The sequence below is a fragment of the Kitasatospora sp. NPDC058190 genome, assembly GCF_042883685.1.
In the GTDB taxonomy this organism is placed as follows: Bacteria; Actinomycetota; Actinomycetes; order Streptomycetales; family Streptomycetaceae; genus Kitasatospora.
In genome coordinates, this window is the sequence record NZ_JBHVVI010000066.1 from 21,362 (window position 1) to 44,821 (window position 23,460).

Genomic DNA, 23,460 nt, shown 5'->3' on the forward strand with positions numbered 1-23,460 from the left:
CTACCAGGTCGCACCGACAGGACGCACAAAGCGGCGCCCACCCCGGTGCGGGGTGGGCGCCGCTTCGGGCGACGGGTCAGGCCTGGACGGCGGCCTTCAGGGCGTCCACCCGGTCGGTGCGCTCCCAGGTGAAGTCCGGCAGCTCGCGGCCGAAGTGGCCGTAGGCGGCGGTCTGGGCGTAGATGGGCCGCAGCAGGTCCAGGTCGCGGATGATCGCGGCCGGACGCAGGTCGAAGACCTCGGAGACGGCCTTCTGGATGTCCAGCACCGGCACGGTCTCGGTGCCGAAGGTCTCGACGAACAGGCCGACCGGCTCGGCCTTGCCGATCGCGTACGCGACCTGCACCTCGGCGCGGCGGGCCAGGCCCGCGGCGACGATGTTCTTGGCGACCCAGCGCATCGCGTAGGCGGCCGAGCGGTCCACCTTGGACGGGTCCTTGCCGGAGAAGGCGCCGCCGCCGTGGCGGGCCATGCCGCCGTAGGTGTCGATGATGATCTTGCGGCCGGTCAGGCCGGCGTCGCCCATCGGGCCGCCGATCTCGAAGCGGCCGGTCGGGTTGACCAGCAGGCGGTAACCGTCGGTGACCAGCTTGATGCCCTGGTCGGCCAGCGCCTTCAGCTCCGGCTCCACGACGAACTCGCGGATGTCCGGGGTGAGCAGCGACTCCAGGTCGATGTCACTGGCGTGCTGGGTCGAGACGACCACGGTGTCGAGGCGGACGGCCTTGTCGCCGTCGTACTCGATGGTGACCTGGGTCTTGCCGTCGGGGCGCAGGTACGGGATGGTCCCGTTCTTGCGGACCTCGGTCAGACGGCGGGAGAGCCGGTGCGCCAGGGTGATCGGCAGCGGCATCAGCTCGGGCGTCTCGTCGGACGCGTAGCCGAACATCAGGCCCTGGTCGCCGGCACCCTGCTTGTCCAGGTCGTCCTCATCGCCCTCGACCCGGGCCTCGTACGCGGTGTCGACGCCCTGCGCGATGTCGGGCGACTGGGCGCCGATGGACACCGAGACGCCGCAGGAGGCGCCGTCGAAGCCCTTCTTGGAGCTGTCGTAGCCGATCTCCAGGATCTTGTCCCGGACGAGCTGGGCGATCGGCGCGTACGCCTTGGTCGTCACCTCGCCGGCCACGTGCACCTGGCCGGTGGTGATGAGCGTCTCCACGGCGACCCGGGACGTCGGGTCCTCCCGGAGGAGAGCGTCAAGGATCGTGTCGCTGATCTGGTCAGCGATCTTGTCGGGGTGTCCCTCGGTCACGGACTCCGAGGTGAACAGGCGGCGAGACACAGCGCTCCCTGGGGTTGCAGCGGCTGCTGACTGAAGGCCCCCGGCGAACCGGGGACATCCGGAAAGACTTGATTCCTGGAGTGTAACGGTCTGGTTCCGTCGAACGTGACCCAGTTCCAAAAATCAAGACCACATCCGAGCGCTGCTCGATCAGTCTCCGATCGGCCCCAGACGCTCCGCGACCAGGTCCCAGACCACGTCCGCCAGGGCCTCCTTCGGGCCCACCGGGATCGGCGTCTCGCTGCCGTCCGAGCCCAGGACGACGGCCTCGTTGACGTCCGTCCCGAAAGCCTTTCCGTTGCCCACCTCGTTGACGACCAGCAGGTCACAGCCCTTGCGGGCGAGCTTGGCGCGGCCGTTGGCGAGCACGTCGTCGGTCTCCGCCGCGAAACCCACGACCAGTTGGCCCGAACGGGGGCGGTGGGCCGACAACTCGGCCAGGACGTCCGGGTTGCGGACGAGGGCGACCGGCGCCGGTTCGACCCCCTCGACCTTCTTGATCTTGCCGGTGGCGTACTCGGCGGGCCGGAAGTCCGCCACGGCCGCGGCCATCACCACGGCGTCCGCGTCCTCGGCCGCCTTCAGCGCCGCCTCGCGCAGCTCCAGGGCCGTCCCGACGTGCACCACGTCCACCCCGGCCGGGTCGGGCAGCTCGGCGTTGGCCGAGACCAGAGTCACCCGGGCACCGCGCGCCGCGGCGGTGACGGCGAGCGCGTAGCCCTGCTTGCCGGAGGAGCGGTTGCCCAGGTAGCGCACCGGGTCCAGCGGCTCCCGGGTGCCGCCGGCCGAGACCACCACGTGCCGACCGGCCAGGTCGGTCGGCACCGCCCCGCCGCGGCGCAGCACGGCCCGGCAGGCGTCGAAGATCGCGGACGGCTCGGGCAGCCGGCCCTTGCCGGTGTCCTTGCCGGTCAGCCGCCCGACGGCCGGCTCCAGCACGATCACGCCCCGGCGGCGCAGGGTGGCGACGTTGTCCCGGGTGGCGGGGTGCTCCCACATCTCGGTGTGCATGGCGGGCGCCAGCACGACCGGGCAGCGGGCGGTGAGCAGGGTGTTGGTCAGCAGGTCGTCGGCGAGCCCGTGGGCGGCCTTGGCGATCAGGTCGGCGGTGGCGGGGGCGACCACCACCAGGTCGGCCTGCTGCCCGATCCGCACGTGCGGCACCTCGTGCACGCGCTCCCAGGTCTCGGTGGCGGCCGGGCGGCCGGACAGCGCGGCCCAGGTGGCCTCGCCGACGAAGTGCAGCGCCGCGGCGGTCGGTACCACGGTGACCTGGTGGCCGGACTCGGCGAACCGGCGCAGCAGCTCGCAGGCCTTGTAGGCGGCGATCCCGCCGCTGACGCCGAGGACGACGCGAGGAGCGTCCGCGTCCGCGTTCGCGCTCATGTACCGACGACCTTTCTCAGGATCTGGGACCCGCTCACCCTACGGCCCCTCAGCTGCCACCCGCACGGTGCCCCACCCCGCAGCGCCCGGCCCCACCGCCGGCGAAGACGCCGGAGGGCCCGGCGGAAACGATTCCGCCGGGCCCTCCGGGAAAGGGACGGGACTGCCTCAGGCAGCCTCGATCGCCTCGGCGGTCAGCATGCCCGCGTTGATCTCGCGCAGCGCGATCGACAGCGGCTTCTCGTGCACGTGGGTGTCGACCAGCGGGCCGACGTACTCCAGCAGGCCCTCGCCGAGCTGGGAGTAGTACGCGTTGATCTGGCGCGCGCGCTTGGCGGCGTAGATCACGAGGCTGTACTTCGAGTCGGTGGCCTCAAGCAGCTCGTCGATCGGCGGGTTGATGATGCCCTCGGGCGCGGTCATGGAAGAGGACACGCTAAAACCTTCCGAAAGGGTGGAAAAGACAGACAGGTCAGGCTACACCGAGCAAGGCTAGCAGTTCGGCCGCCACCTGCTCGACGGAGGTGTTGACAAGCGTCGTGTCGAACTCGGGCTCGGCCGCGAGCTCGACCTTGGCCGCCTCCAGCCGCTTCTCGATCACGTCCTGCGGCTCGGTGCCCCGGCCGGTCAGCCGGCGGACCAGCTCGTCCCAGCTCGGCGGGGCCAGGAAGACCAGCTGGGCCTCCGGCATCGACTCGCGCACCTGACGGGCACCCTGGAGATCGATCTCCAGCAGGACGGGCTCGCCGCGCTCCAGCTTCTCCAGCACCGCCGCGCGCGGGGTGCCGTAGCGGTTCCCGGCGAACTCGGCCCACTCCAGCAGCTCACCGTTGGCGATCAGCTTGTCGAACTCGTCGTTGTCGACGAAGTGGTACTGGACCCCGTTCTTCTCGCCCGGCCTCGGGTGGCGGGTCGTCGCCGACACCGAGAGCCAGACCTCGGGGTACATCTTCCTCATATGAGCGACGACCGTGCTCTTGCCGACCCCCGAAGGGCCGGAGAGCACGGTCAGCCGCGGACGCTCACTCATGCACCGATTATCCCGGATCGCGGACGATCCCGGGACCACGGGGGCACGGTCAGGCGGCGCCACCGCCGAACTCCCGCTCCAGGGAGGCGATCTGGTTCGTGCCGAGGCCGCGGACCCGCCGGCTCTCGCTGATGCCGAGGCGCTCCATGATCTGCTTGGCACGGACCTTGCCGACGCCCGGAAGGGACTCGAGCAGGGCCGAGACCTTCATCTTGCCGATGACGTCGTTGTCGTTCTTGCCGGCCTTGATCACCTCGTGCAGGGAGGCGCCGGAGTGCTTGAGCCGGTTCTTGACCTCGGCGCGCTCCCGGCGAGCCTCGGCGGCCTTGGCGAGCGCGGCGGTGCGCTGTTCAGGGGTAAGGGGCGGAAGAGCCACGCCGTTCACCTCAGGGTGTGGAAGGAAGGGATTGAGCTATGACTGGTTCGGTACCGAGGACACCGTCCGCAATGGGAGCCCAATGGGGAACCACAGGGCCCTGACCTGCGGGAGCTACAGGTTTCGCAACTCGCCGATGACCTATCGCCGGACACTACCCGCATTGCGGCGCCACGTCAGGAAAAGAACACGAAAAGTCCTGGTCAGCCAAGGCCGACCAGGACTTTCCGGGGCAAAATGACCGCGATTGCGAAACTTTGACAGGGTCGATGTGACGGCGCTCACGTCAACTCCGGTGCCGCCCCGCCGTCCTGCGGACACTGCGGACGGTCACCGTCCGGCTACCCGGCGAACGGCTCCCGTCACGCACCGGCCACTGTCCGCTACTTGACGGCGTCCGCGAACTCGCCCACGAAGCGGTCCGCCGCGTCCCGCAGCGCGGCCACCGAGGGGCCGTGCTTGAGCACGTCCCGGCTGACGCTCGGCACCACGTTGATCACCGAGGCGCCGAACACCCGCGGCAGGTCCGCCATGGTCGCGCCCTGGGCGCCGATCCCGGGGGCCAGCAGCGGGCCGTTGATGGCCAGCTCCACGCCCGCGTCGGCCAGCGTCGCGCCGACCACCGCGCCGAAGGAGCCCAGCGGCGCGGCGTCCGCGTTCTCGGCCGCCAGCTGCCGCAGCACCGCCGCCGCGACCGGCTCGCCGTCCGCACCGACCGCGCGCTGCACCTCGGCGCCCTCCGGGTTGGAGGTGAGCGCCAGTGCGAACACCCCGCAGCCCTGCTTCCGGGCCAGGTCCAGGGCCGGGCGCAGCGAGCCGAAGCCCAGGTACGGGCTGACCGTCACGGCGTCCGAGAACAGGGGGCTGGCGGGCGACAGGAAGGCCTCCGCGTAGGCGGCCATGGTGGAGCCGATGTCGCCGCGCTTGGCGTCCATCAGGACCAGCGCACCGGCCGCCCGGGCCTCCGCCACGCTCTTCTCCAGCACCGCGACGCCCTTGCTGCCGAAGCGTTCGAAGAAGGCGGCCTGCGGCTTGAGCACGGCCACCCGGTCGGCCAGCGCCTCGACCACGGTGCGGCTGAAGGTCTCCAGCCCGGCGAGGTCGTCGCCGAGCCCCCAGGCGGCGAGCAGGGAGGCGTGCGGGTCGATGCCGACGCAGAGCTGGCCACGGGTGTCGAGGGCCTGGCGCAGCCGGGCGCCGAACGGGGCGAGGGTCATGTCGTCCTTTCCAGACTTTCCGGAACCGGTCGGGCCGGAAGCGATGAAGGGGGTCACGAGCTGCGGACGGCGCTGCCGACGGCCGCCGCGAGGTCCCGGAAGCCGGCCGCGCGGACCCGGGTGGAGAGGCCCTTGTGGATCCTGCGGCACCAGAACGGGCCCTCGTAGATGAAGGCGCTGTAGCCCTGGACCAGGTCGGCGCCGTGGATGATCCGCTGCCAGGCGTCCTCGGCGGTCTCCACGCCGCCCACCGAGACCAGCGTCAGCCGGCCCCCGGTGCGGGCGCGCAGCCGCTGCAGCACCTCCAGGGCGCGGGCCTTGAGCGGGGCGCCGGACAGGCCGCCCATGCCGATCTCCGCGACCCGCTGGGCGTCGGCCCGCAGGCCCTCGCGGCCGATCGTGGTGTTGGTGGCGATGATGCCGTCCAGGCCCAGCTCCAGGGCGAGGTCGGCGACCTCGTCGATGTCCTCGTCGGCCAGGTCGGGGGCGATCTTGACCAGCAGCGGCACGTGGTGCGCGGTGGTGCGGTCGGCGGCCTCACGGACGGCGGCCAGCAGCGGGCGCAGGTGGTCGACGGCCTGCAGGTTGCGCAGCCCGGGGGTGTTCGGCGAGCTGACGTTGACCACCAGGTAGTCGGCGTACTTGGCCAGCCGCTCGGTGGACTTGACGTAGTCGGCGACGGCGTCGGCCTCCTCGACCACCTTGGTCTTGCCGATGTTGACGCCGATCACCGGGGTGGAGCTGGTGTGCGGGCGGGCGGCCAGCCGGGCGGCGACCCGGGCCGAGCCCTGGTTGTTGAAGCCCATCCGGTTGATCAGCGCGCGGTCCTCGACCAGGCGGAACAGCCGGGGCGCCGGGTTGCCGGGCTGGGGCTCGCCGGTGATGGTGCCGATCTCGACGTAGTCGAAGCCGAGCATCGCCAGGCCGTCGATGCCGACGCCGTTCTTGTCGAAGCCGGCCGCGAGCCCGAACGGGCCGGGCAGGTCGAGGCCGAGGGCCCTGGTGTGCAGCGCCCGGTCACGCGGGGCGAGGACCAGCCGCACCAGGGTGCGCAGCCCGGGCACCGAGGAGGCGAGCCGGATCCAGAAGAAGGCGAGGTGGTGCGCCTTCTCCGGGTCCATCTTCTTGAAGACGAGGTCGAACAGGAGCTTGTACAAGGTGGTTTCAACTCCGAGGGCAGGTAGCGGAATTCAGGGCGCGGACGCAGCCCGTCGCAGGCAGGGTGGTGGCGGGCGACGGGCATGGAAGTGGGGGGCACCCATCTGGCTCCGGTGCCCCCCACTGCGGTGGTGCTACTTGCTGCGGCCGGCGTTGATCAGCTCGGCGTGCTCCTGGAGCGACATCACCCCGACCTCGTCGCGCAGCTGCGCGTCCATGCCCTGGACGGCCGCGCCCATCGCCTGGACGGTGGTCAGGCACGGGACCCCGCGCGAGACGGCCGCGGTGCGGATCTCGTAGCCGTCGAGGCGACCGCCGGTGCCGTACGGCGTGTTGATGATGAGGTCGACCTCGCCGTCGTGGATCAGCTGGACGATGGTCTTCTCGCCGTTCGGGCCCTCGCCCTCGCTGTGCTTGCGCACCAGCGTGGACGGGATGCCGCCGCGCTGGAGCACCTCGGCGGTGCCGGCGGTGGCGAGCACCTCGAAGCCGAGGCCGACCAGCGCCCGGGCCGGGAAGACCAGGTTGCGCTTGTCGCGGTTGGCGACCGAGACGAAGACCTTGCCCTTGGTCGGCAGCGCGCCGTACGCGCCGGACTGGGCCTTGGCGTAGGCGGTGCCGAAGACCTTGTCGATGCCCATGACCTCACCGGTCGAGCGCATCTCCGGGCCGAGCACGGTGTCCACCCCGCGGCCGTGGATGTCGCGGAAGCGGCTCCACGGCATCACGGCCTCCTTGACCGAGATCGGGCAGTCGGCGGGCAGCGTGCCGCCGTCGCCCTCGGCCGGGAGCACGCCCTCGGCGCGCAGCTCGGCGATGGTGGCGCCGAGCGAGATCCGGGCGGCGGCCTTGGCCAGCGGCACCGCGGTCGCCTTGGAGGTGAACGGGACGGTGCGGGAGGCGCGCGGGTTGGCCTCCAGCACGTAGAGGATGTCCCCGGCCAGCGCGAACTGGATGTTGATCAGGCCGCGGACGCCGACACCGCGCGCGATGGCCTCGGTGGAGGTGCGCAGGCGCTTGATGTCGTAGCCGCCGAGGGTGATCGGGGGCAGCGCGCAGGCGGAGTCGCCGGAGTGGATGCCGGCCTCCTCGATGTGCTCCATGACGCCGCCGAGGTAGAGCTCGGTGCCGTCGTAGAGCGCGTCGACGTCGATCTCCACCGCGTCGTCCAGGAAGCGGTCGATCAGCACCGGGTGCTCGGAGATCAGACCGGCGTGCCGCTCCAGGTAGGAGGCGAGCGAGGCCTCGTCGTAGACGATCTCCATGCCGCGGCCGCCGAGCACGTAGGACGGGCGGGCCAGGACGGGGTAGCCGATCTCGTCCGCGATCGCCTTGGCCTCCGCGAAGGAGAAGGCGGTGCCGTGCTTGGGGGCGGGCAGCCCGGCGTCGCGCAGCACGCGGCCGAAGGCGCCGCGCTCCTCGGCGAGGTCGATCGCCTCGGGCTGGGTGCCGACGATCGGCACGCCGTTGTCCTTGAGCGCCTGGGCCAGGCCGAGCGGGGTCTGGCCGCCGAGCTGGACGATCACACCGGCCAGCGGGCCGGCCTGCTGCTCGGCGTGGACGATCTCCAGCACGTCCTCCAGGGTGAGCGGCTCGAAGTAGAGCCGGTCGGAGGTGTCGTAGTCGGTGGAGACGGTCTCCGGGTTGCAGTTGACCATCACGGTCTCGTACCCGGCGTCGGCCAGCGCGAAGGAGGCGTGGACGCAGGAGTAGTCGAACTCGATGCCCTGGCCGATGCGGTTCGGGCCGGAGCCGAGGATGATCACGGCCGGCTTGGTGCGCGGGGCGACCTCGTTCTCCTCGTCGTAGGACGAGTAGAAGTACGGGGTCTTGGCGGCGAACTCGGCGGCGCAGGTGTCGACGGTCTTGAACACCGGGCGGATGCCGAGCGCGTGGCGCACCTCGCGGACCACGTCGGAGCGCAGGCCGCGGATCTCGCCGATCTGCTGGTCCGAGAAGCCGTGCCGCTTGGCGTGGCGCAGCAGCTCGGGGGTGAGCTCGGCGGCCTCGGCCAGCTCGCCGGCGATCTCGTCGAGCAGGAAGAGCTGGTCGACGAACCACGGGTCGATCTTGGTGGACTCGAACACCTCCTCCGGGGTGGCGCCGGCCCGGATGGCGTCCATCACGGTGTTGATCCGGCCGTCGGTCGGCACGGCGGCCTTGACCAGCAGCTCCGCCTTGTCGCCGACCGGGGTGATCCAGCTGAACTGGGAGCCCTTCTTCTCCAGCGAGCGCAGCGCCTTCTGCAGCGCCTCGGGGAAGTTGCGGCCGAGGGCCATGCCCTCGCCGACGGACTTCATGGTGGTGGTCAGCGTCGCGTCGGCGCTCGGGAACTTCTCGAACGCGAACCGCGGCACCTTGACCACGACGTAGTCGAGGGTCGGCTCGAAGGAGGCCGGGGTCTCCTCGGTGATGTCGTTGGGGATCTCGTCCAGGGTGTAGCCGACGGCCAGCTTGGCGGCGATCTTGGCGATCGGGAAGCCGGTGGCCTTGGAGGCGAGCGCCGAGGAGCGGGAGACGCGCGGGTTCATCTCGATGACGATGACCCGGCCGTCGACGGGGTTGACGGCGAACTGGATGTTGCAGCCGCCGGTGTCGACGCCGACCTCGCGGATGACGGCGATGCCGACATCGCGCAGGATCTGGTACTCGCGGTCGGTGAGGGTCATCGCCGGGGCGACGGTGATCGAGTCACCGGTGTGCACGCCCATCGGGTCGAAGTTCTCGATGGAGCAGACGACCACGACGTTGTCGTTCCGGTCGCGCATCAGCTCCAGCTCGTACTCCTTCCAGCCGAGGATGGACTCCTCCAGGAGCACCTCGGTGGTCGGCGAGAGGGCCAGGCCCTGGCCGGCGATCCGGCGCAGGTCCTCCTCGTTGTGGGCGAAGCCGGAGCCGGCGCCGCCCATGGTGAAGGAGGGGCGCACCACGACCGGGTAGCCGCCGAGCGTGTCGACGCCGGCCAGCACCTCGTCCATGGTGTGGCAGATGACCGAGCGGGCGGACTCGCCGTGGCCGATCTTGGCGTTGACGGCCTCGACGACGCCCTTGAACAGGTCGCGGTCCTCGCCCTTGTTGATCGCCTCGACGTCGGCGCCGATCAGCTCGACGCCGTACTTCTCCAGCGTGCCCGCCTTGTGCAGCGAGATCGCGGTGTTCAGCGCGGTCTGGCCGCCCAGGGTCGGCAGCAGCGCGTCGGGGCGCTCCTTGGCGATGATCTTCTCGACGAACTCCGGGGTGATCGGCTCGACGTAGGTGGCGTCGGCGATCTCCGGGTCGGTCATGATCGTGGCCGGGTTGGAGTTGACCAGCACGACCCGAAGGCCCTCGGCCTTGAGAACGCGGCAGGCCTGCGTGCCCGAGTAGTCGAACTCGGCGGCCTGGCCGATGACGATCGGACCGGAGCCGATCACCAGGACGGACTTGATGTCAGTGCGCTTAGGCACGCTGGCCCTCCATGAGCTTCACGAAGCGGTCGAACAGGTAGGCGGCGTCGTGCGGGCCGGCGGCCGCTTCGGGGTGGTACTGCACGCTGAAGGCGGGCACGTCGAGCGCCTGCAGGCCCTCGACCACGTCGTCGTTGAGGCAGACGTGGGAGACCTCGACCCGCCCGTAGGGGGTGTCGCTCACCTTGTCCAGCGGCGCGTTCACGGCGAAGCCGTGGTTGTGGGCGGTCACCTCGACCTTGCCGGTGGTGCGGTCCTGCACCGGCTGGTTGATGCCGCGGTGGCCGTACTTGAGCTTGTAGGTGCCGAAGCCCAGGGCGCGGCCGAGGATCTGGTTGCCGAAGCAGATCCCGAAGAACGGGGTCTTGCGCTCCAGCACGCCCTGCGCCACGGCGACCTGGTGGTCGGCGGTGGCCGGGTCGCCCGGGCCGTTGGAGAAGAAGACGCCGTCCGGGTTGACGGCGTAGACGTCCTCCAGGGTGGAGTTGGCCGGCAGCACGTGCACCTCGATGCCGCGCTCGGCCATCCGCTGCGGGGTCATCGCCTTGATGCCGAGGTCCAGCGCGGCGACGGTGAACCGCTTCTCACCGATCGCGGGCACGACGTACGGCTCGGTGGTGGCCACCTCGGCGCACAGGTCGGCGCCCTTCATCTCGGGCGACTGCTGCACCCGGGCGAGCAGGGCGGCCGGGTCGGCCACCGCCTCGCCGGAGAAGATGCCGCAGCGCATCGCGCCGCGCTCGCGCAGGTGGCGGGTCAGCGCGCGGGTGTCGATGCCGCTGATGCCGACGATGCCCTGGCGGACCAGCTCGTCGTCCAGCGAGCGGCGGGAGCGCCAGTTGGACGCCACCCGGGCGGGGTCGCGCACGATGTAGCCGGCGACCCAGATCTGCTGGGACTCGTCGTCCTCGTCGTTCCAGCCGGTGTTGCCGATCTGCGGGGCGGTCATCGCGACCACCTGGCGGTGGTACGACGGGTCGGTCAGGGTCTCCTGGTAGCCGGACATGCCGGTGTTGAAGACCGCCTCGCCGAAGGTCTCGCCGACGGCGCCGTAGGCCTGGCCGCGGAAGGTCCGGCCGTCCTCCAGGACGAGCACGGCGGGGATGCGCTCCCGCCGTTGGCGCTGCGTGGTGGGGGCAGGTGCGGTCATTGCGCGGCCTCTTCCGTCTTCTTCGTCTTCGTACGTGTTGCGAGCTGGGTGATCGCCTCGACCCAGGCGGTGTGCTCGTCGGGATGGTCGGCCCGGAAGCCGGAGTCCAGCTCGGTGCCCTCGTGCGTCCAGGTGACGACGAGCAGCCCGGAGGGGACGACCTTGCCGGCGATCCCGGAGTCCGTCCGGGCACCCGACAGGAACTCGGCCGGGATCCAGAAGTCCACGTCGCCGGGGCGCTGCACCAGCAGGCCGTCCTCGCCGAGGGTGAGGTCGGCACGGCTGCGGGTGCCCAGGCCGTGCGCGACGACCCGGTCGAGCCAGTTCCCGGCGGTGGTGGTGCCGTGGTACCGGCCGCTGGTCTCCAGGATGGTCCGGCCGGCGCGGGCCGGCACCGCGGGCAGCGGCGGGATCCCGGACTGCAGGGTGCGCCGCCAGTTCCAGCCCTGGCGCATCAGCCAGTAGACCAGGCCGATGATGATCAGCAGTCCGATGGTCCAGCCGATGTACCCGGGCCAGTTGGTGACCTTCGCCTGCTCCCTGGCGAGCAGGATCGTCGCGCCGGTCACGCCGGGCCGCCCTGCTCGGCCAGCTCACCGGCCAGCACGGTGGCGCGACCGCGCAGGAAGGTGGCGTGCACCCGTCCGGGCAGGTCCATGCCCTTGTAGGGGGTGTTGCGGCTGCGGGTGGCGAAGCTGTCCGGGTTCACGGCACCACGGTACGCGGGATCGAACAGCACCAGGTTGGCGGGCTCACCAGCCGAGATCGGCCGGCCGTGCCCGGTGAGACGGCCGATCCGGGCCGGGCGGTGCGACATCCGGTCCGCGACGCCCTCCCAGTTCAGCAGGCCGGTGTCGACCATGGTCTGCTGGACGACCGACAGCGCGGTCTCCAGGCCGACCATGCCCATCGCGGCCACGGCCCACTCGCAGTCCTTGTCCTCGGCCGGGTGCGGCGCGTGGTCGGTGGCGACGGCGTCGATGGTGCCGTCGGCGAGCGCCTTGCGCAGCGCCTGGACGTCCTCGGCGGTGCGCAGCGGCGGGTTCACCTTGTACACCGGGTCGTAGGAGCGGACCAGCTCGTCGGTGAGCAGCAGGTGGTGCGGGGTGACCTCGGCGGTGACGTCCCAGCCCTTGGCCTTGGCCCAGCGGACGATCTCGACCGAGCCGGCCGTGGAGAGGTGGCAGACGTGCAGCCGGGAGCCGACGTGCGCGGCGAGCAGCACGTCGCGGGCGATGATCGACTCCTCGGCGACGGCCGGCCAGCCGCCGAGCCCGAGCTCGCCGGAGACCTGGCCCTCGTTCATCTGGGCGCCCTCGGTCAGCCGCGGCTCCTGGGCGTGCTGGGCGACGACACCGTCGAAGGCCTTGACGTACTCCAGGGCGCGGCGCATCAGCACCGCGTCGTCCACGCACTTGCCGTCGTCCGAGAAGACCCGGACGGAGGCGGCGGACTCGTGCATCGCGCCGAGCTCGGCGAGCTTCTTGCCCTCCAGGCCGACGGTGACGGCGCCGACCGGCTGGACGTCGCAGTAGCCGGCCTCCTGGCCGAGCCGCCAGACCTGCTCGACCACGCCGGCGCTGTCGGCCACCGGGGTGGTGTTGGCCATCGCGTGCACGGCGGTGAAGCCGCCCATCGCGGCGGCCTGGGTGCCGGTGAGCACGGTCTCGGCGTCCTCGCGGCCGGGCTCGCGCAGGTGGGTGTGCAGGTCGACCAGGCCGGGCAGGGCGATCATGCCGGTGGCGTCGATCTCGATGTCCGCCTCGACCGCGAGGCCGGTGCCGATCGCCTTGATGACACCGTCGGCGAGGTGGAGGTCCTGCGGGGCGCCGCCCAGGATCTTGGCGTTGCGGATCAGGTAGCTGGTCACTGGGCGGTCTCCACGGAGTCGGTGCGGGGGGCGGCGGCAGCGTCGGCGAGGGTGACGCCACCGAGCAGCAGGTAGAGGACGGCCATCCGGACGGAGACGCCGTTGGCGACCTGCTCGACCACGGTGCAGCGCGGCGAGTCGGCGACCTCGGCGGTGATCTCCATGCCGCGGACCATCGGGCCGGGGTGCATCACGATGGCGTGCTCGGGCAGCTGGGCCATCCGGATGCCGTTCATGCCGTAGCGGCGGCTGTACTCGCGCTCGGTCGGGAAGAACGCGGCGTTCATCCGCTCGCGCTGCACCCGCAGCATCATCAGCGCGTCGGTCTTGGGCAGCACGCTGTCGAGGTCGTAGCTGATCTCGCAGGGCCAGTTCTGGATGCCGATCGGCAGCAGGGTCGGCGGGGCGACGAAGGTGACCTGGGCACCGAGGGTGGTCAGCAGGTGCACGTTGGAGCGGGCGACCCGGCTGTGCAGGACGTCGCCGACGATGGTCACCCGGCGCCCGGCGAGGTCCTTGCCCAGCCCGGCGTTGAGGTGGCGGCGCATGGTGAAGGCGTCGAGCAGCGCCTGGGTGGGGTGCTCGTGGGTGCCGTCACCGGCGTTGATCACGCTGCCGTGCAGCCAGTCGGACTGGGCCAGCCGGGCCGGCGCGCCCGAGGCGTGGTGGCGGATGACGACCGCGTCGGCGCCCATCGCCTGCAGGGTCAGCGCGGTGTCCTTGAGGCTCTCGCCCTTGGAGACCGAGGAGCCCTTGGCGGAGAAGTTGATGACGTCGGCGGAGAGCCGCTTCTCGGCGACCTCGAAGGAGGTCTTGGTGCGGGTGGAGTCCTCGAAGAAGAGGTTGACGACGGTGCGGCCGCGCAGCGTGGGGAGCTTCTTGACGGCCCGGCCGGAGAGCTGGGCCAGCTCCTCGGCGGTGTCCAGGATCAGCAGCGCGTCGTCGCGGCTGAGATCGGCGGCGGAGACGAGGTGGCGCTTCACGCGGGCTACTCCGGGAGGTGCGGTTCGGTGGGCTGGGAGGCCAGGGCCTGCGAGCTGCGGGCGGTGTAGTCGCGGTCGCCGACCAGGACGGCGTCCACGCCGTCGGTGTCGGACAGGCGCACCTGCACGGCCTCGCGCAGCGAGGTAGGGAGGTTCTTGCCCACGTAGTCGGCCCGGATCGGCAGCTCGCGGTGGCCGCGGTCGACCAGGACGGCGAGCTGGACGGCGCGCGGGCGGCCGATGTCGCTCAGCGCGTCGAGCGCGGCGCGGATGGTGCGGCCGGAGAAGAGCACGTCGTCGACCAGGATCACCAGCTTGCCGTCGATGCCGCCGGGCGGGATCTCGGTGTGCTCCAGGGCGCGGGCGGGCTTCAGCCGCAGGTCGTCCCGGTACATGGTGATGTCCAGGGTGCCCAGCGGGATCTCGCTCCCGGTGATCTGGGCCAGCCGGCCGTGCAGGCGGCGGGCGAGGTGGACGCCCCTGGTGTGGATGCCGAGCAGCACGACGTCCTCCGCGCCCTTGGCGCGCTCGACGATCTCGTGCGCTATCCGGGTGACGACCCGGGCGATGTCCGTGCCGTCCAGCACCTGGTGCGGCGGCCGCGGCGTCGGTTCTCTGTGTGTGGTCATGCCGAAGCGGACCTCCTTCCCCGCCTCACGGGACGGGCCTTAAAGGATGTCTGGGAATTGCCCCCGCCTAACCGGGCGTGGGCTTCGGGTCATCCTATCAGCGCCCCCGGAGGCAAGTGGACGTCCATCATTCCGCTTCATCGGGTTAACGCCCCGGATGCGCCGACGATGCGAGCCATTCGCACGACTGCCCCATTCGGCTTGACGCAACACCTTACTCTACGTAACCTCACAGTGAGTTACGAGACGCGCGTCGAACCCACCGGTAACGACGTCGGCAATCGCCCGTGACCCACCACTGAACGCGAAGCAATCTCGTCCGGGGAGATCAATGTCCAGCGACTACGCGAAGCAGCTCGGAGGCAAGCTCCGAGCGATCCGCACTCAGCAGGGTCTCTCCCTGCACGGTGTCGAGGAGAAGTCCCAGGGGCGCTGGAAGGCAGTCGTCGTCGGCTCGTACGAGCGCGGCGACCGTGCGGTCACCGTGCAGCGGCTGGCCGAGCTCGCCGAGTTCTACGGCGTTCCGGTGCAGGAGCTCCTGCCCGGCGGTACGCCGGGCGGCGCGGCCGAGCCGCCGCCGCGCCTGGTCCTCGACCTGGAGAGACTGACTCAGGTCCCGTCCGAGAAGGCCGGCCCGCTGCAGCGCTACGCGGCGACCATCCAGAGCCAGCGCGGCGACTACAACGGCAAGGTCCTCTCGATCCGCCAGGACGATCTGCGCACGCTGGCCGTGATCTACGACCAGTCGCCGTCGATCCTCACCGAGCAGCTGATCTCCTGGGGCGTGCTCAACCCCGACGCGCGCCGCGCGGTGCGCGAGGAGGACGCGAGCTGACGCTCGCCGCACCGGCTCCCATCGGTGAGCAACACCAAGTAGCACCAAGCAGAAACGTCACGGCGCGGTCCCGGGGTTCGGGGGCCGCGCCGCGGTGTCTCCTGTGACCGCCACCTGTGACCGCCACCTCGCCAGGCCCGTCCGGTCAGCAGACCGTGCCCAGGCTGTAGCCCGGCTGCGCCGCGACGCCGTCCAGCCGCACCGGCCGGGCGGCCGGCGCCCAGTCCGGCCCGCCGCTGGACCAGGCCCAGGCCGCGGGAAGGTACTCGCCGCAGGAGGCGGCCGAGCCCTGCGAGCCGTGCAGCACCGCGACGGCCGGCAGCTCCAGCGCCAGCCCGGCGCAGAGCACCGCGCAGACCAGCTCCAGGTCCTCGTCGTTGATCCGCACCACGCCGTCCTCCCACTGCAGTACCCGGGCCGCGGCGGTGAGCTTGCCGTCCGGCGCGTCCACCCGCAGGCGCAGCTCGTACACCCCGGCGCCCGCACCGACCAGCATCCGGCGGAACACCTCGCCCCCGCGCTGGTAGGCGGCGCGCACCCAGCGGGCCTGCTCCTCGTCGGCCTCGCCCGCGCCCCCGTACAGGCCGCCGTCGAGCAGCAGGTCGACGTGGCAGAGCGTCAGCCCGTTCTCCCGGGCCCGGACCAGGCGCGGCACGAAGTCCCCGGCCAGCTCCTCGCCCCGGTAGGCCAGCAGCTGGGTCTGCAGCGGCGGGTTGACCAGGTAGCGGTCGCGCGCGGCGGGCTCGGTCGGGTCCAGCCGGTGCAGCAGGCAGAACTCCTCGAAGTCCTGCGGGTGGAACATCCGGGCCCGGACGGTCTCGAACCGCTCCAGCGCGTCGGCCAGCAGCTCGGCGGTGTCGGCCAGGTAGCGCTCGAAGTCGGGGGCGTCGCACACGCCCCAGGCGCGGGCCCGCTGGAAGTCCGCGGCGTTGGTGAGCACCCCGATGACGAACGCCTGCTCGGCCCCCTCGGCCGGCCGCGGCCGGTGCGGCGCCCGCAGCGCGGGCCGCAGGCCGCCGGCGGTGCAGTCGGAGTTACGGCGGGCGCGGCCCTTGCGGCTGGTCATCGAGGCTCCTGGCGTCGGCGGGCGACCGTCGGCGGTGTGACGGTCAGCGGCGGGGGCTCGCCGCTGACCGTGTTACTCCCCAGTTCCGCGCGCCACACACGTACGGCGTGTCACAGGAATGTAACCACCGGTAATACCGGCCGCCGTCTCCGCGTCACCTCACGCCGAACGCGGCACCCGGGCCAGCTGTCGGGACTGGGCGACCAGGCGGCCGGCCTCGTCCCAGATCTCGGCGTCCTCCTCGAAGTAGCCGCCGGCCAGGTTGCGGGTGGCGTGGGTGACCCGCAGCCAGCCCGGGGCCGGCTTGGCCCGCAGGTGGACGGTCAGTTCGACGGTCGGGGCCCAGCCGGGCAGGCCGAGGTCGAAGGTGACCGGCGGCAGCGCGTCGGCGACCAGCAGGAGCAGCAGCGGGTCGGGCTCGCGGCCGTCGCGGAGCCGGAACCAGCCCTGGATCCGTCCGTTGCCGGAGGGCTGCCCGAGCGCCCAGCCGACGGTGGCCGGGTCGAGCCGCAGGTCGAAGCGCTCCAGCAGGGCGGCCTGCTCGATCAGCTGCGGCGGCGCGTGCTCGACGCCGATGCACTGGTCCGGCGGCGGCAGCTGCGGCGGGACGGCACTGGTGCGCACCTCACCGTCGGCGGCGGCGAGGTCGCCGTGGCTGGCCACCACCCGCAGCCGCTCGACGCCGTCCTGGCTGAGCGAGGCGGTGCCGGTGGACAGGCCGCGACCGGTGCGCAGCACCTCGGTGCGGACGGTGGCCGGGCCGGGGGTCGAGGCGGACAGGTAGTAACCGCTGATCGATACCGGGTCGGGGTGCTCGCCGTGCTCCAGCGACAGCGCGTGTCCGGCCACGGCGAGCAGCAGCCCCCCGTTGACCCCGCCGCCGATCTGCCAGCCGGCACCGAGCTCGGCGTCGTAGCGGCCGGCCTCGTCGGGGTGTCTGGTCAGGGCGATGCCCTGGTCGAACTCGCTGCGGGTCGCAGTGGTCATGGGGGTGGCCTGCCCTTCAAGTTACTGGCGAGTAGGGCTCCACATTACGCCTGCCGGGTGAAACACGGAACGGCCGTCGGATCCGGGTTCGCGGATCCGACGGCCGTTCGAAAGGCATGACCGTTACCGGCGGATGCTCGGCTTCAGCTCCAGGAAGCGGGCGAGCATGCCGTTCACGAAGGCCGGGGAGTCGTCCGTGGAGAACTCCTTGGCGATCTCGACGGCCTCGTCCAGGACGACCGCGTCCGGGACGCCGTCCTCCCAGATCAGCTCGTACGCGCCGAGCCGCAGGACGTTGCGGTCCACGATCGGCATCCGGTCGAGGGTCCAGCCCACCGCGTACTGCTCGATCAGGTCGTCGATGCGACGGGCGTGCTGGACGTACCCCTCGATCAGCTCCATGGTGTACTCACCGACCTGCGGGGTGCCCTCGTCGGGCTTCGGCTCGCGGGCGCGGGCCACCCAGTCGGCGAGGACCTGCTGCGGGTCGACCCCGCGGTGGTCGGCCTCGAAGAGGATCTGGAAGGCCCTGGTGCGGGCCTTGCTACGTGCGGCCGACACGGACTTACTTCACCCGGCCGAGGTAGCTGCCGTCGCGGGTGTCGACCTTGACCTTCTCGCCGGTGACGACGAAGAGCGGGACCTGGATCTCGGCACCGGTCTCGAGGGTGGCCGGCTTGGTGCCACCGGTGGAGCGGTCGCCCTGGACGCCCGGCTCGGTGTGCGAGATGACCAGCTCGACGGCAGCCGGGAGCTCGATGTACAGGACGGCGCCCTCGTTGGTGGCGACCAGGGCCTCGAAGCCCTCCAGCAGGTACTTGGCCGCGTCGCCGACGACGGCCGGCTCGACGGTCAGCTGGTCGTAGGTGTCCATGTCCATGAACACGAAGTTCTCGCCGTCCTTGTACGAGAACTGCATGCCGCGCTTGTCGACGTTGGCGGTCTCGACCTTGGTGCCGGCGTTGAAGGTCTTGTCGACGACCTTGCCCGTCAGGACCTCCTTGAGCTTGGTCCGAACGAAGGCCGGACCCTTGCCGGGCTTGACGTGCTGGAACTCGACGACGGACCAGAGCTTGCCGCCCTCCAGCTTGAGGACCATGCCGTTCTTGAGATCGTTCGTGGAAGCCACGGGCGCACTTACTCCTGGATATAGCTGTCAAGGAACCAAGGGGTCGCGTCCTGCCGCCGACGGCCTTCGGGGGCCGCCGTCACAGGGCGAGGAGCTCCTTGGTGGTGATGGTGAGCAGCTCGGGCCCGCCCTCTTCGAGGGGGCGCACGACGAGCGTGTCCTCGATCCGGACCCCGCCCTTGCCCGGGAGGTGGACCCCTGGGCCGACGGTGACCGGTACGCGGCTGTCCAGTTTACCCATGTCCGACGGACCGAGGCGCGGCGCCTCCCGGATCTCCAGCCCGATGCCGTGGCCCACCGGGTGCGGCGAGGCCTCGCTGTGGCCCGCCGCCTCCAGGACCTGCCGCGCGGCCCGGTCGGGTACGCACTGCTCCACGCCCGGTCCGAGCGCCTCCCGGCCGGCCCGCTGGGCACGGAAGACCAACCGGTGCAGCTCGACCTGCCAGGGCGCGGGGGCGGCGCCGATCACGAAGGTCCGGGCGGTCGAGACGCGGTAGCCGCGGTACTGGGCACCCATCACCACGGTGAGGAAGTCGCCCTCCTCCACCCGGCGGTCGGTCGGCTGGTGGGCGGGCTGGCCGGAGTGGCTGCCGGTACCGACCGAGACCGGGAAGGCGGCCCGGTCGGCGCCGTGGTCGATCATCCGGCGCTCCAGCTCCATCGCCAGGTGCCGCTCGGTGCGGCCGACCAGGATCGACTCCAGCAGCTCGCCGAGCGCCTGGTCGGCGATCTCGGCGGCGATCCGCAGGTCGGCGATCTCGTGCTCGTCCTTCACCACCCGCAGCCGCTCCACCACCTGGCCGAGGTCCGCCAGCCGGGCGCCCTCCGCCAGGCTCCCCACCGCCCGGTGCCGGGTGACGGTCAGGTCGTGCTCCTCCACCGCGAGGTCCCGCACCCCCAGCCGCGCGGCCGCGGCCGTGGCGGCCAGCGCGGTGTCGGCCCCGGCCGGCACCGGCATCTGGGTGACGTCGGCGGCGATCAGGTGCTCCCCCGTGTCGTCCGGCGGCAGGTCGTCCGGCACCGCCAGCAACGCCCGCTCCCTGGTCAGCAGCAAGGTCGCCCCGCACGGCGCGCAGCCCGTCAGATACCGCACGTTCGCCGCCCGGGTGACCAGCGCCGCATCGGCCCCGGCCGCACTGCAGTGCTCCCGCACCCGCTCCCGCCGCCCCGTGTACGCATCGGCCATGCGTCGAGCCTACGAACCCCCGGCCCGAACCGCCCGCCGAGCACCCCCAGGGGGAGGGCTGCGGTCGCACGCCGATGCTCGTTCTCGGCCATCAGACCTTCTCCCCGCATGCCTCCGGGAATGGGCGGGGCGGAGTTCACGTTGAGACAGCGAAAACGACTTCCATTTCGGTGAACGGTTTCGACCCGGCCCCTCGAACCCGGCACCCGAGGCCCAGGAGGACATCCCATGGCCCACAGCGAACTACGCCCCGTGATCAAGCTCCGCTCCACCGCCGGCACCGGCTACGCGTACGTGACCCGCAAGAACCGCCGGAACGACCCGGACCGGATGGTCCTGCGCAAGCACGACCCGGTCGCGGGCCGGCACGTCGACTTCCGCGAGGAGCGCTGAACGAACACCCCGCAACCACCCCGGAGGAGCCCAGCCATGAAGTCCGGAATCCACCCCGGCTACCGCCCGGTCGTCTTCCGCGACAAGGTCGGCGGCCTCGCCTTCCTCACTCTCCCCCAGCCTTCGGCCGGGGGACCCCCATGACGGTCACCGGCGACCGCACCGTCGAGCGGGAGGACGGCAACACCTACCCGCTGATCGACGTCGAGATCTCCTCGGCGAGCCACCCCTTCCACACCGGCCAGTCCCGGGTGCTCGACACCGCCGGCCGGGTCGAGCGGTTCCGCCGCCGGTACGGCGACCGGCACTGACGACGAGCGAAACGGCACCTCCCCGCCCGGGGGAGGCGCCGTTTCGGCCTACGGGAGGGGCCTCAGCGCGGCGGCGGGACCGACACCACCATGGTCAGCCGCAGCGCCCGCTCCCCCGCGTTGCGGTAGACGTGCGCGTACGAGGCGTCGAAGGAGACCGTGCTGCCGGCCGGCACCGGGTGGTCCGTACCGTCGTGCACCAGGGTCAGTTCGCCCTCGTCGACCCGGACGATCTCCACCGTCCCGGCCGGATGCGGCTCGGCGGAGTACTCCTCGCCCGGTTCCATCCGCCACTCCCACAGCTCCAGCGGCCCGGGCGCCTCGATGCCGTGCAGCAGGGTGCCGGTCCCGCCGCTCGCACCGGTCCAGAGCGGCACGGCCTGGTCGCCGGGGATGATCCGGACGTCCGGGCCCTCCTCGTAGTCGAGCAGCGTGGCGATGGAGACGCCGAGCGCGTCGCCGAGCCGGACCACGGTGGCCACGCTCGGGTTGGTGCGGCCCTGCTCGATCTGGACGATCATGCCGCGGCTCACCCCGGAGCGGGCGGCGAGGGCGTCCAGGGTGTGGCCGCGCTCGGCGCGCAGTCGCTTGAGGTTCCGGGCGAGGGCCTGGGAGACGAGGTCGGGGTCCGGCACGCGGGCAGTCCTCCGGTGTCCACACTACGGAAAGTGCAGAATATTGTTCGGTGGGGTCCAGCTCAGTGAACTACGCTGCCTTCTCGGCAACGAGTCCATCTGACTGTACTTCGGAGTGCATTGTGCTGTCCTCGATCTCCTGGCACCTCCAGTGACCGTCCTGCTCGCCCTCTCCGCCAGCCTGCTCACCGGCCTGGGCGACTTCGGCGGCGGCGTCCTCACCCGCAGACTGCCCGCGCTCGCCGTCGTGGTCGCCTCCCAGACCGCGGCCACCGTCGTCCTCCTCCTCGCGGTCCTGGCCACCGGCGGCTGGGCGGACGCCTCCCCCGCCCTCTGGTACGCCGTCGCCGCCGGGGTGATCGGCCCGTTCGCGATGCTCGCCTTCTACCGGGCGCTCGCGCTCGGCCCGATGGGCGTGGTGTCCCCGCTGGCCACCGTCGGCGTCGTGGTGCCGGTCGGCGTCGGGCTGGCGCTCGGCGAGCGGCCCGGCCTCGGCCAGGTGGCCGGGATCGCGGTGGCCGTGGCCGGCGTGGTGCTGGCCGGCGGCCCCGAGCGCGGCGGGCCGTCCGCCGCCCGTACGGCCCTGCTGCTCACCCTGGCTGCCGCGTTCGGCTTCGGCGCCAACATGGTCCTGCTCGCCCAGGCCTCGGCCGGCGGCGGGTTGCTGCTCATGCTGTGCGTCCAGCGGCTCGTCAACGTCGCCGTCGGCGGCACCGCGCTGCTGTTCGGCCTGCGCGGTACCGACACCTCCGAGCTGCTGCCCGAGCTGCGTGCCCGGCTGCCCCTGCTCACCGCCGTCGGGCTGGCCGACGTCGCCGGCAACGCCACGTACGCGATGGCCTCGCACAGCGGCTCGGCGGCGGTGGCCGCCGTGCTCGCCTCGCTCTACCCCGTGGTCACCGCGCTGCTGGCGCGCGGAGTGCTCAAGGAGCGGCTGCGCCCGGTCCAGGTGGTCGGCGCCGGGCTCGCCGTCGCGGGCACGCTGCTGCTCGCGGCAGCGTGACCGACGGGCTACTTCGCGGGCGTCCAGCGCTTCTCGACCCCGGCCAGCTTCCAGTAGGCGATCGCGATCGCCCACACCACCACGAACAGCCCGGCGATCGCGTACCCGACGTTGTCCAGCGAGATGTCCGCGATGAACCCGGTGACCGGGTCGGTCAGGTCGAGCTTCTCGTGCAGCACCCCGACCAGCTCGATGGTGCCGATGATGAAGGCCACCGCGATCGACAGCCCGGTGATGGTCAGGTTGTAGTACACCTTGCGCACCGGGTTGGAGAACGCCCACTGGTACGCGAAGTTCATGAAGGTCCCGTCCAGGGTGTCGAACAGACTCATCCCCGCCGCGAACAGCAGCGGCAGGCAGACGATCGCGTACCAGGGCAGCCCGGCCGCCGCACCCGAGCCGGCCATCACCATCAGGGTGACCTCGGTCGCGGTGTCGAAGCCCAGGCCCAGCACCATGCCCACCGGGAACATCTGCCCGGGCCGGGTGATCGAGCGGGTCGCCCGGTTCAGCACCCGGGCCATGAGGCCGCGCGAGTTGAGGTGCTCCTCCAGCTGCGCCTCGTCGTACTTCCCGGCCCGCATCGAGCGGAACACCTTGAGGATGCCGAGCAGCGCCGCCAGGTTGAGCGCGCCGATCAGGTAGAGGAAGGCGCCGGAGGCCGTGGTGCCGACCAGCCCGAGCCACTTGTGGGTGGCCGAGTCGTCGTCCATCAGCGTGTTCGCCAGCTGGGCGCCGCCCGCCACCAGGGCGGCCATGATGACCACCATCGAGGAGTGCCCGAGGGCGAACCAGAACCCGACCGAGACCGGCCGCTTGCCGTCCGCCATCAGTTTGCGGGTGGTGTTGTCGATCACCGCGATGTGGTCGGCGTCGAAGGCGTGCCGCATGCCGAGGGTGTACGCGGTGATACCCAGGCCCACCCCGAAGACCTGGGTGCCGACGGCGTAGTTGTGCGGCGCGACCAGGAAGACGAGCGTCCCGAAGGCCACCACGTGCATGGCCAGGATCACCCCCATCAGCCCGGCCGTGCGGATGGTGTCCTCGCGCTTCCACCGGAAGGTGGGCAGGACGGAAGGGGCCGCCTCCGTAGGAGTGGCGGTTTCGGGCAGGGTCATCTTCGGATCACGCTCCAGCACCTCGTGGAATGACTTCGTGAGATGCCGTGGCCGGTCTCCTGGCTTACGGGACTTCCGGACCCGCCTTCCCAGGCGCACGAGGCGCCCAGTGGCACGTGGGTTCGGACAACTCTCCCCCGATCACAGTGGCGAGGGCCGCTCCGGACTGGGACCCCTGAGGGTCCGTCACCGGTCTTCCCGAGCACCACGGCGGGGAACACCGTAGGGCTCCGGCTGCACCCTCGCAAGGCTGCGCACCTGTGCAGG

General features: G+C 71.6%; 23 protein-coding genes, 1 pseudogene and 1 riboswitch. Of the genes and pseudogenes, 4 read left to right on the top strand and 20 right to left on the bottom strand.

Translation table 11 applies throughout. The annotated features are described in order from the left end of the window. Positions 1-76: 76 nt before the first annotated feature. From metK to pyrR, 13 genes are all read right to left on the bottom strand, one after another. On the bottom strand, positions 77-1,285 hold the full coding sequence (gene metK / locus ACFVWU_RS27120; protein WP_387625729.1) for a methionine adenosyltransferase: 1,209 nt from the start codon (positions 1,283-1,285) through the stop codon (positions 77-79). A 150-nt stretch (positions 1,286-1,435) separates the two neighbouring features. Next, positions 1,436-2,671, bottom strand: a complete 1,236-nt coding sequence (gene coaBC / locus ACFVWU_RS27125) for a bifunctional phosphopantothenoylcysteine decarboxylase/phosphopantothenate--cysteine ligase CoaBC (RefSeq protein WP_387625731.1) — start codon at positions 2,669-2,671, stop codon at positions 1,436-1,438. Positions 2,672-2,839: 168 nt separating this feature from the next. Then, entirely contained in the window at positions 2,840-3,106 is a 267-nt protein-coding gene (gene rpoZ / locus ACFVWU_RS27130; protein WP_030240625.1) for a DNA-directed RNA polymerase subunit omega, read from the bottom strand. Positions 3,107-3,143: 37 nt separating this feature from the next. Further along, positions 3,144-3,701, bottom strand: coding sequence for a guanylate kinase (gene gmk / locus ACFVWU_RS27135; RefSeq protein ID WP_387625733.1), 558 nt, complete (start codon positions 3,699-3,701; stop codon positions 3,144-3,146). A gap of 49 nt (positions 3,702-3,750) precedes the next feature. Beyond that, positions 3,751-4,077 (bottom strand): integration host factor, actinobacterial type, encoded by a 327-nt coding sequence (mihF, locus tag ACFVWU_RS27140; RefSeq protein WP_030290269.1) that lies wholly within the window; start codon positions 4,075-4,077, stop codon positions 3,751-3,753. Positions 4,078-4,460: 383 nt separating this feature from the next. Next, positions 4,461-5,294 (bottom strand): orotidine-5'-phosphate decarboxylase, encoded by an 834-nt coding sequence (gene pyrF, locus ACFVWU_RS27145; RefSeq protein ID WP_387625736.1) that lies wholly within the window; start codon positions 5,292-5,294, stop codon positions 4,461-4,463. Positions 5,295-5,347: 53 nt separating this feature from the next. Continuing rightward, the gene (locus ACFVWU_RS27150) at positions 5,348-6,451 is read right to left on the bottom strand and encodes a quinone-dependent dihydroorotate dehydrogenase (RefSeq protein ID WP_387625738.1); all 1,104 of its coding nucleotides are present in this window, start codon (positions 6,449-6,451) and stop codon (positions 5,348-5,350) included. A 135-nt stretch (positions 6,452-6,586) separates the two neighbouring features. Further along, positions 6,587-9,898 (bottom strand): carbamoyl-phosphate synthase large subunit, encoded by a 3,312-nt coding sequence (gene carB, locus ACFVWU_RS27155; protein ID WP_387625740.1) that lies wholly within the window; start codon positions 9,896-9,898, stop codon positions 6,587-6,589. Further along, positions 9,891-11,048 carry a glutamine-hydrolyzing carbamoyl-phosphate synthase small subunit gene (gene carA, locus ACFVWU_RS27160; protein ID WP_387625742.1) on the bottom strand — a complete coding sequence of 386 codons (1,158 nt, stop codon included), beginning with the start codon at positions 11,046-11,048 and terminating at the stop codon, positions 9,891-9,893. The genes carB and carA overlap by 8 nt, the downstream gene beginning before the upstream one ends. Further along, positions 11,045-11,617, bottom strand: coding sequence for a hypothetical protein (locus ACFVWU_RS27165; RefSeq protein WP_387625744.1), 573 nt, complete (start codon positions 11,615-11,617; stop codon positions 11,045-11,047). Before ACFVWU_RS27165 ends, carA begins: the two co-directional genes overlap by 4 nt. Beyond that, positions 11,614-12,918 carry a dihydroorotase gene (locus ACFVWU_RS27170; RefSeq protein WP_387625746.1) on the bottom strand — a complete coding sequence of 435 codons (1,305 nt, stop codon included), beginning with the start codon at positions 12,916-12,918 and terminating at the stop codon, positions 11,614-11,616. The genes ACFVWU_RS27165 and ACFVWU_RS27170 overlap by 4 nt, the downstream gene beginning before the upstream one ends. Next, positions 12,915-13,901 (bottom strand): aspartate carbamoyltransferase catalytic subunit, encoded by a 987-nt coding sequence (locus tag ACFVWU_RS27175; RefSeq protein ID WP_387625748.1) that lies wholly within the window; start codon positions 13,899-13,901, stop codon positions 12,915-12,917. Before ACFVWU_RS27175 ends, ACFVWU_RS27170 begins: the two co-directional genes overlap by 4 nt. Positions 13,902-13,906: 5 nt before the next feature. Then, complete coding sequence (gene pyrR / locus ACFVWU_RS27180; protein WP_387625750.1) at positions 13,907-14,530, bottom strand: bifunctional pyr operon transcriptional regulator/uracil phosphoribosyltransferase PyrR; 624 nt, start codon at positions 14,528-14,530, stop codon at positions 13,907-13,909. 331 nt (positions 14,531-14,861) lie between these two features. On the opposite strand from pyrR, the gene ACFVWU_RS27185 reads away from it, so the two are divergent. Continuing rightward, a complete protein-coding gene (locus ACFVWU_RS27185) occupies positions 14,862-15,365 on the top strand; it encodes a transcriptional regulator (protein WP_030056198.1) in 504 nt (167 codons plus the stop codon). Between the two features lie 145 nt (positions 15,366-15,510). Here ACFVWU_RS27185 and ACFVWU_RS27190 read toward each other — a convergent pair whose 3' ends face one another. The 5 genes from ACFVWU_RS27190 to ACFVWU_RS27210 form a co-directional block, all read right to left on the bottom strand. After that, positions 15,511-16,431 carry a hypothetical protein gene (locus ACFVWU_RS27190; protein ID WP_387625752.1) on the bottom strand — a complete coding sequence of 307 codons (921 nt, stop codon included), beginning with the start codon at positions 16,429-16,431 and terminating at the stop codon, positions 15,511-15,513. A gap of 159 nt (positions 16,432-16,590) precedes the next feature. After that, positions 16,591-17,418: a thioesterase family protein gene (locus ACFVWU_RS27195; RefSeq protein ID WP_387625754.1), complete on the bottom strand. Its 828-nt coding sequence runs from the start codon at positions 17,416-17,418 to the stop codon at positions 16,591-16,593. A gap of 123 nt (positions 17,419-17,541) precedes the next feature. Further along, the gene (gene nusB / locus ACFVWU_RS27200; RefSeq protein ID WP_030290257.1) at positions 17,542-17,979 is read right to left on the bottom strand and encodes a transcription antitermination factor NusB; all 438 of its coding nucleotides are present in this window, start codon (positions 17,977-17,979) and stop codon (positions 17,542-17,544) included. Positions 17,980-17,983: 4 nt separating this feature from the next. After that, on the bottom strand, positions 17,984-18,547 hold the full coding sequence (gene efp / locus ACFVWU_RS27205) for an elongation factor P (RefSeq protein ID WP_387625757.1): 564 nt from the start codon (positions 18,545-18,547) through the stop codon (positions 17,984-17,986). A gap of 79 nt (positions 18,548-18,626) precedes the next feature. Continuing rightward, a complete protein-coding gene (locus ACFVWU_RS27210; RefSeq protein WP_387625758.1) occupies positions 18,627-19,733 on the bottom strand; it encodes a M24 family metallopeptidase in 1,107 nt (368 codons plus the stop codon). 228 nt (positions 19,734-19,961) lie between these two features. On the opposite strand from ACFVWU_RS27210, the gene rpmG reads away from it, so the two are divergent. Next, positions 19,962-20,126, top strand: a complete 165-nt coding sequence (gene rpmG, locus ACFVWU_RS27215; protein ID WP_387625760.1) for a 50S ribosomal protein L33 — start codon at positions 19,962-19,964, stop codon at positions 20,124-20,126. Between the two features lie 36 nt (positions 20,127-20,162). Beyond that, positions 20,163-20,437, top strand: a pseudogene (locus ACFVWU_RS27220) (type B 50S ribosomal protein L31). 62 nt (positions 20,438-20,499) lie between these two features. Here the strand turns inward: ACFVWU_RS27220 and ACFVWU_RS27225 are convergent. Then, positions 20,500-21,072, bottom strand: a complete 573-nt coding sequence (locus ACFVWU_RS27225; RefSeq protein ID WP_387625762.1) for a helix-turn-helix domain-containing protein — start codon at positions 21,070-21,072, stop codon at positions 20,500-20,502. A 151-nt stretch (positions 21,073-21,223) separates the two neighbouring features. Between ACFVWU_RS27225 and ACFVWU_RS27230 the strand changes: the two genes are divergently transcribed. Further along, positions 21,224-22,075: an EamA family transporter gene (locus tag ACFVWU_RS27230; protein ID WP_387625764.1), complete on the top strand. Its 852-nt coding sequence runs from the start codon at positions 21,224-21,226 to the stop codon at positions 22,073-22,075. Between the two features lie 8 nt (positions 22,076-22,083). Here the strand turns inward: ACFVWU_RS27230 and ACFVWU_RS27235 are convergent, their stop codons facing one another. After that, positions 22,084-23,193, bottom strand: coding sequence for a HoxN/HupN/NixA family nickel/cobalt transporter (locus ACFVWU_RS27235; RefSeq protein ID WP_387625766.1), 1,110 nt, complete (start codon positions 23,191-23,193; stop codon positions 22,084-22,086). Positions 23,194-23,224: 31 nt separating this feature from the next. Next, positions 23,225-23,418: riboswitch (cobalamin riboswitch) on the bottom strand. Positions 23,419-23,460: the final 42 nt, after the last annotated feature.

Coding starts and splice junctions, on each gene's coding strand:
- coaBC (WP_387625731.1), bottom strand. CDS start 2,671: ATGAGCGCGAACGCGGACGCGGACGCTCCTCGCGTCGTCCTCGGCGTC.
- gmk (WP_387625733.1), bottom strand. CDS start 3,701: ATGAGTGAGCGTCCGCGGCTGACCGTGCTCTCCGGCCCTTCGGGGGTC.
- pyrF (WP_387625736.1), bottom strand. CDS start 5,294: ATGACCCTCGCCCCGTTCGGCGCCCGGCTGCGCCAGGCCCTCGACACC.
- carA (WP_387625742.1), bottom strand. CDS start 11,048: ATGACCGCACCTGCCCCCACCACGCAGCGCCAACGGCGGGAGCGCATC.
- pyrR (WP_387625750.1), bottom strand. CDS start 14,530: ATGACCACACACAGAGAACCGACGCCGCGGCCGCCGCACCAGGTGCTG.
- ACFVWU_RS27185 (WP_030056198.1), top strand. CDS start 14,862: ATGTCCAGCGACTACGCGAAGCAGCTCGGAGGCAAGCTCCGAGCGATC.
- ACFVWU_RS27190 (WP_387625752.1), bottom strand. CDS start 16,431: ATGACCAGCCGCAAGGGCCGCGCCCGCCGTAACTCCGACTGCACCGCC.
- ACFVWU_RS27195 (WP_387625754.1), bottom strand. CDS start 17,418: ATGACCACTGCGACCCGCAGCGAGTTCGACCAGGGCATCGCCCTGACC.
- ACFVWU_RS27210 (WP_387625758.1), bottom strand. CDS start 19,733: ATGGCCGATGCGTACACGGGGCGGCGGGAGCGGGTGCGGGAGCACTGC.
- rpmG (WP_387625760.1), top strand. CDS start 19,962: ATGGCCCACAGCGAACTACGCCCCGTGATCAAGCTCCGCTCCACCGCC.
- ACFVWU_RS27235 (WP_387625766.1), bottom strand. CDS start 23,193: ATGACCCTGCCCGAAACCGCCACTCCTACGGAGGCGGCCCCTTCCGTC.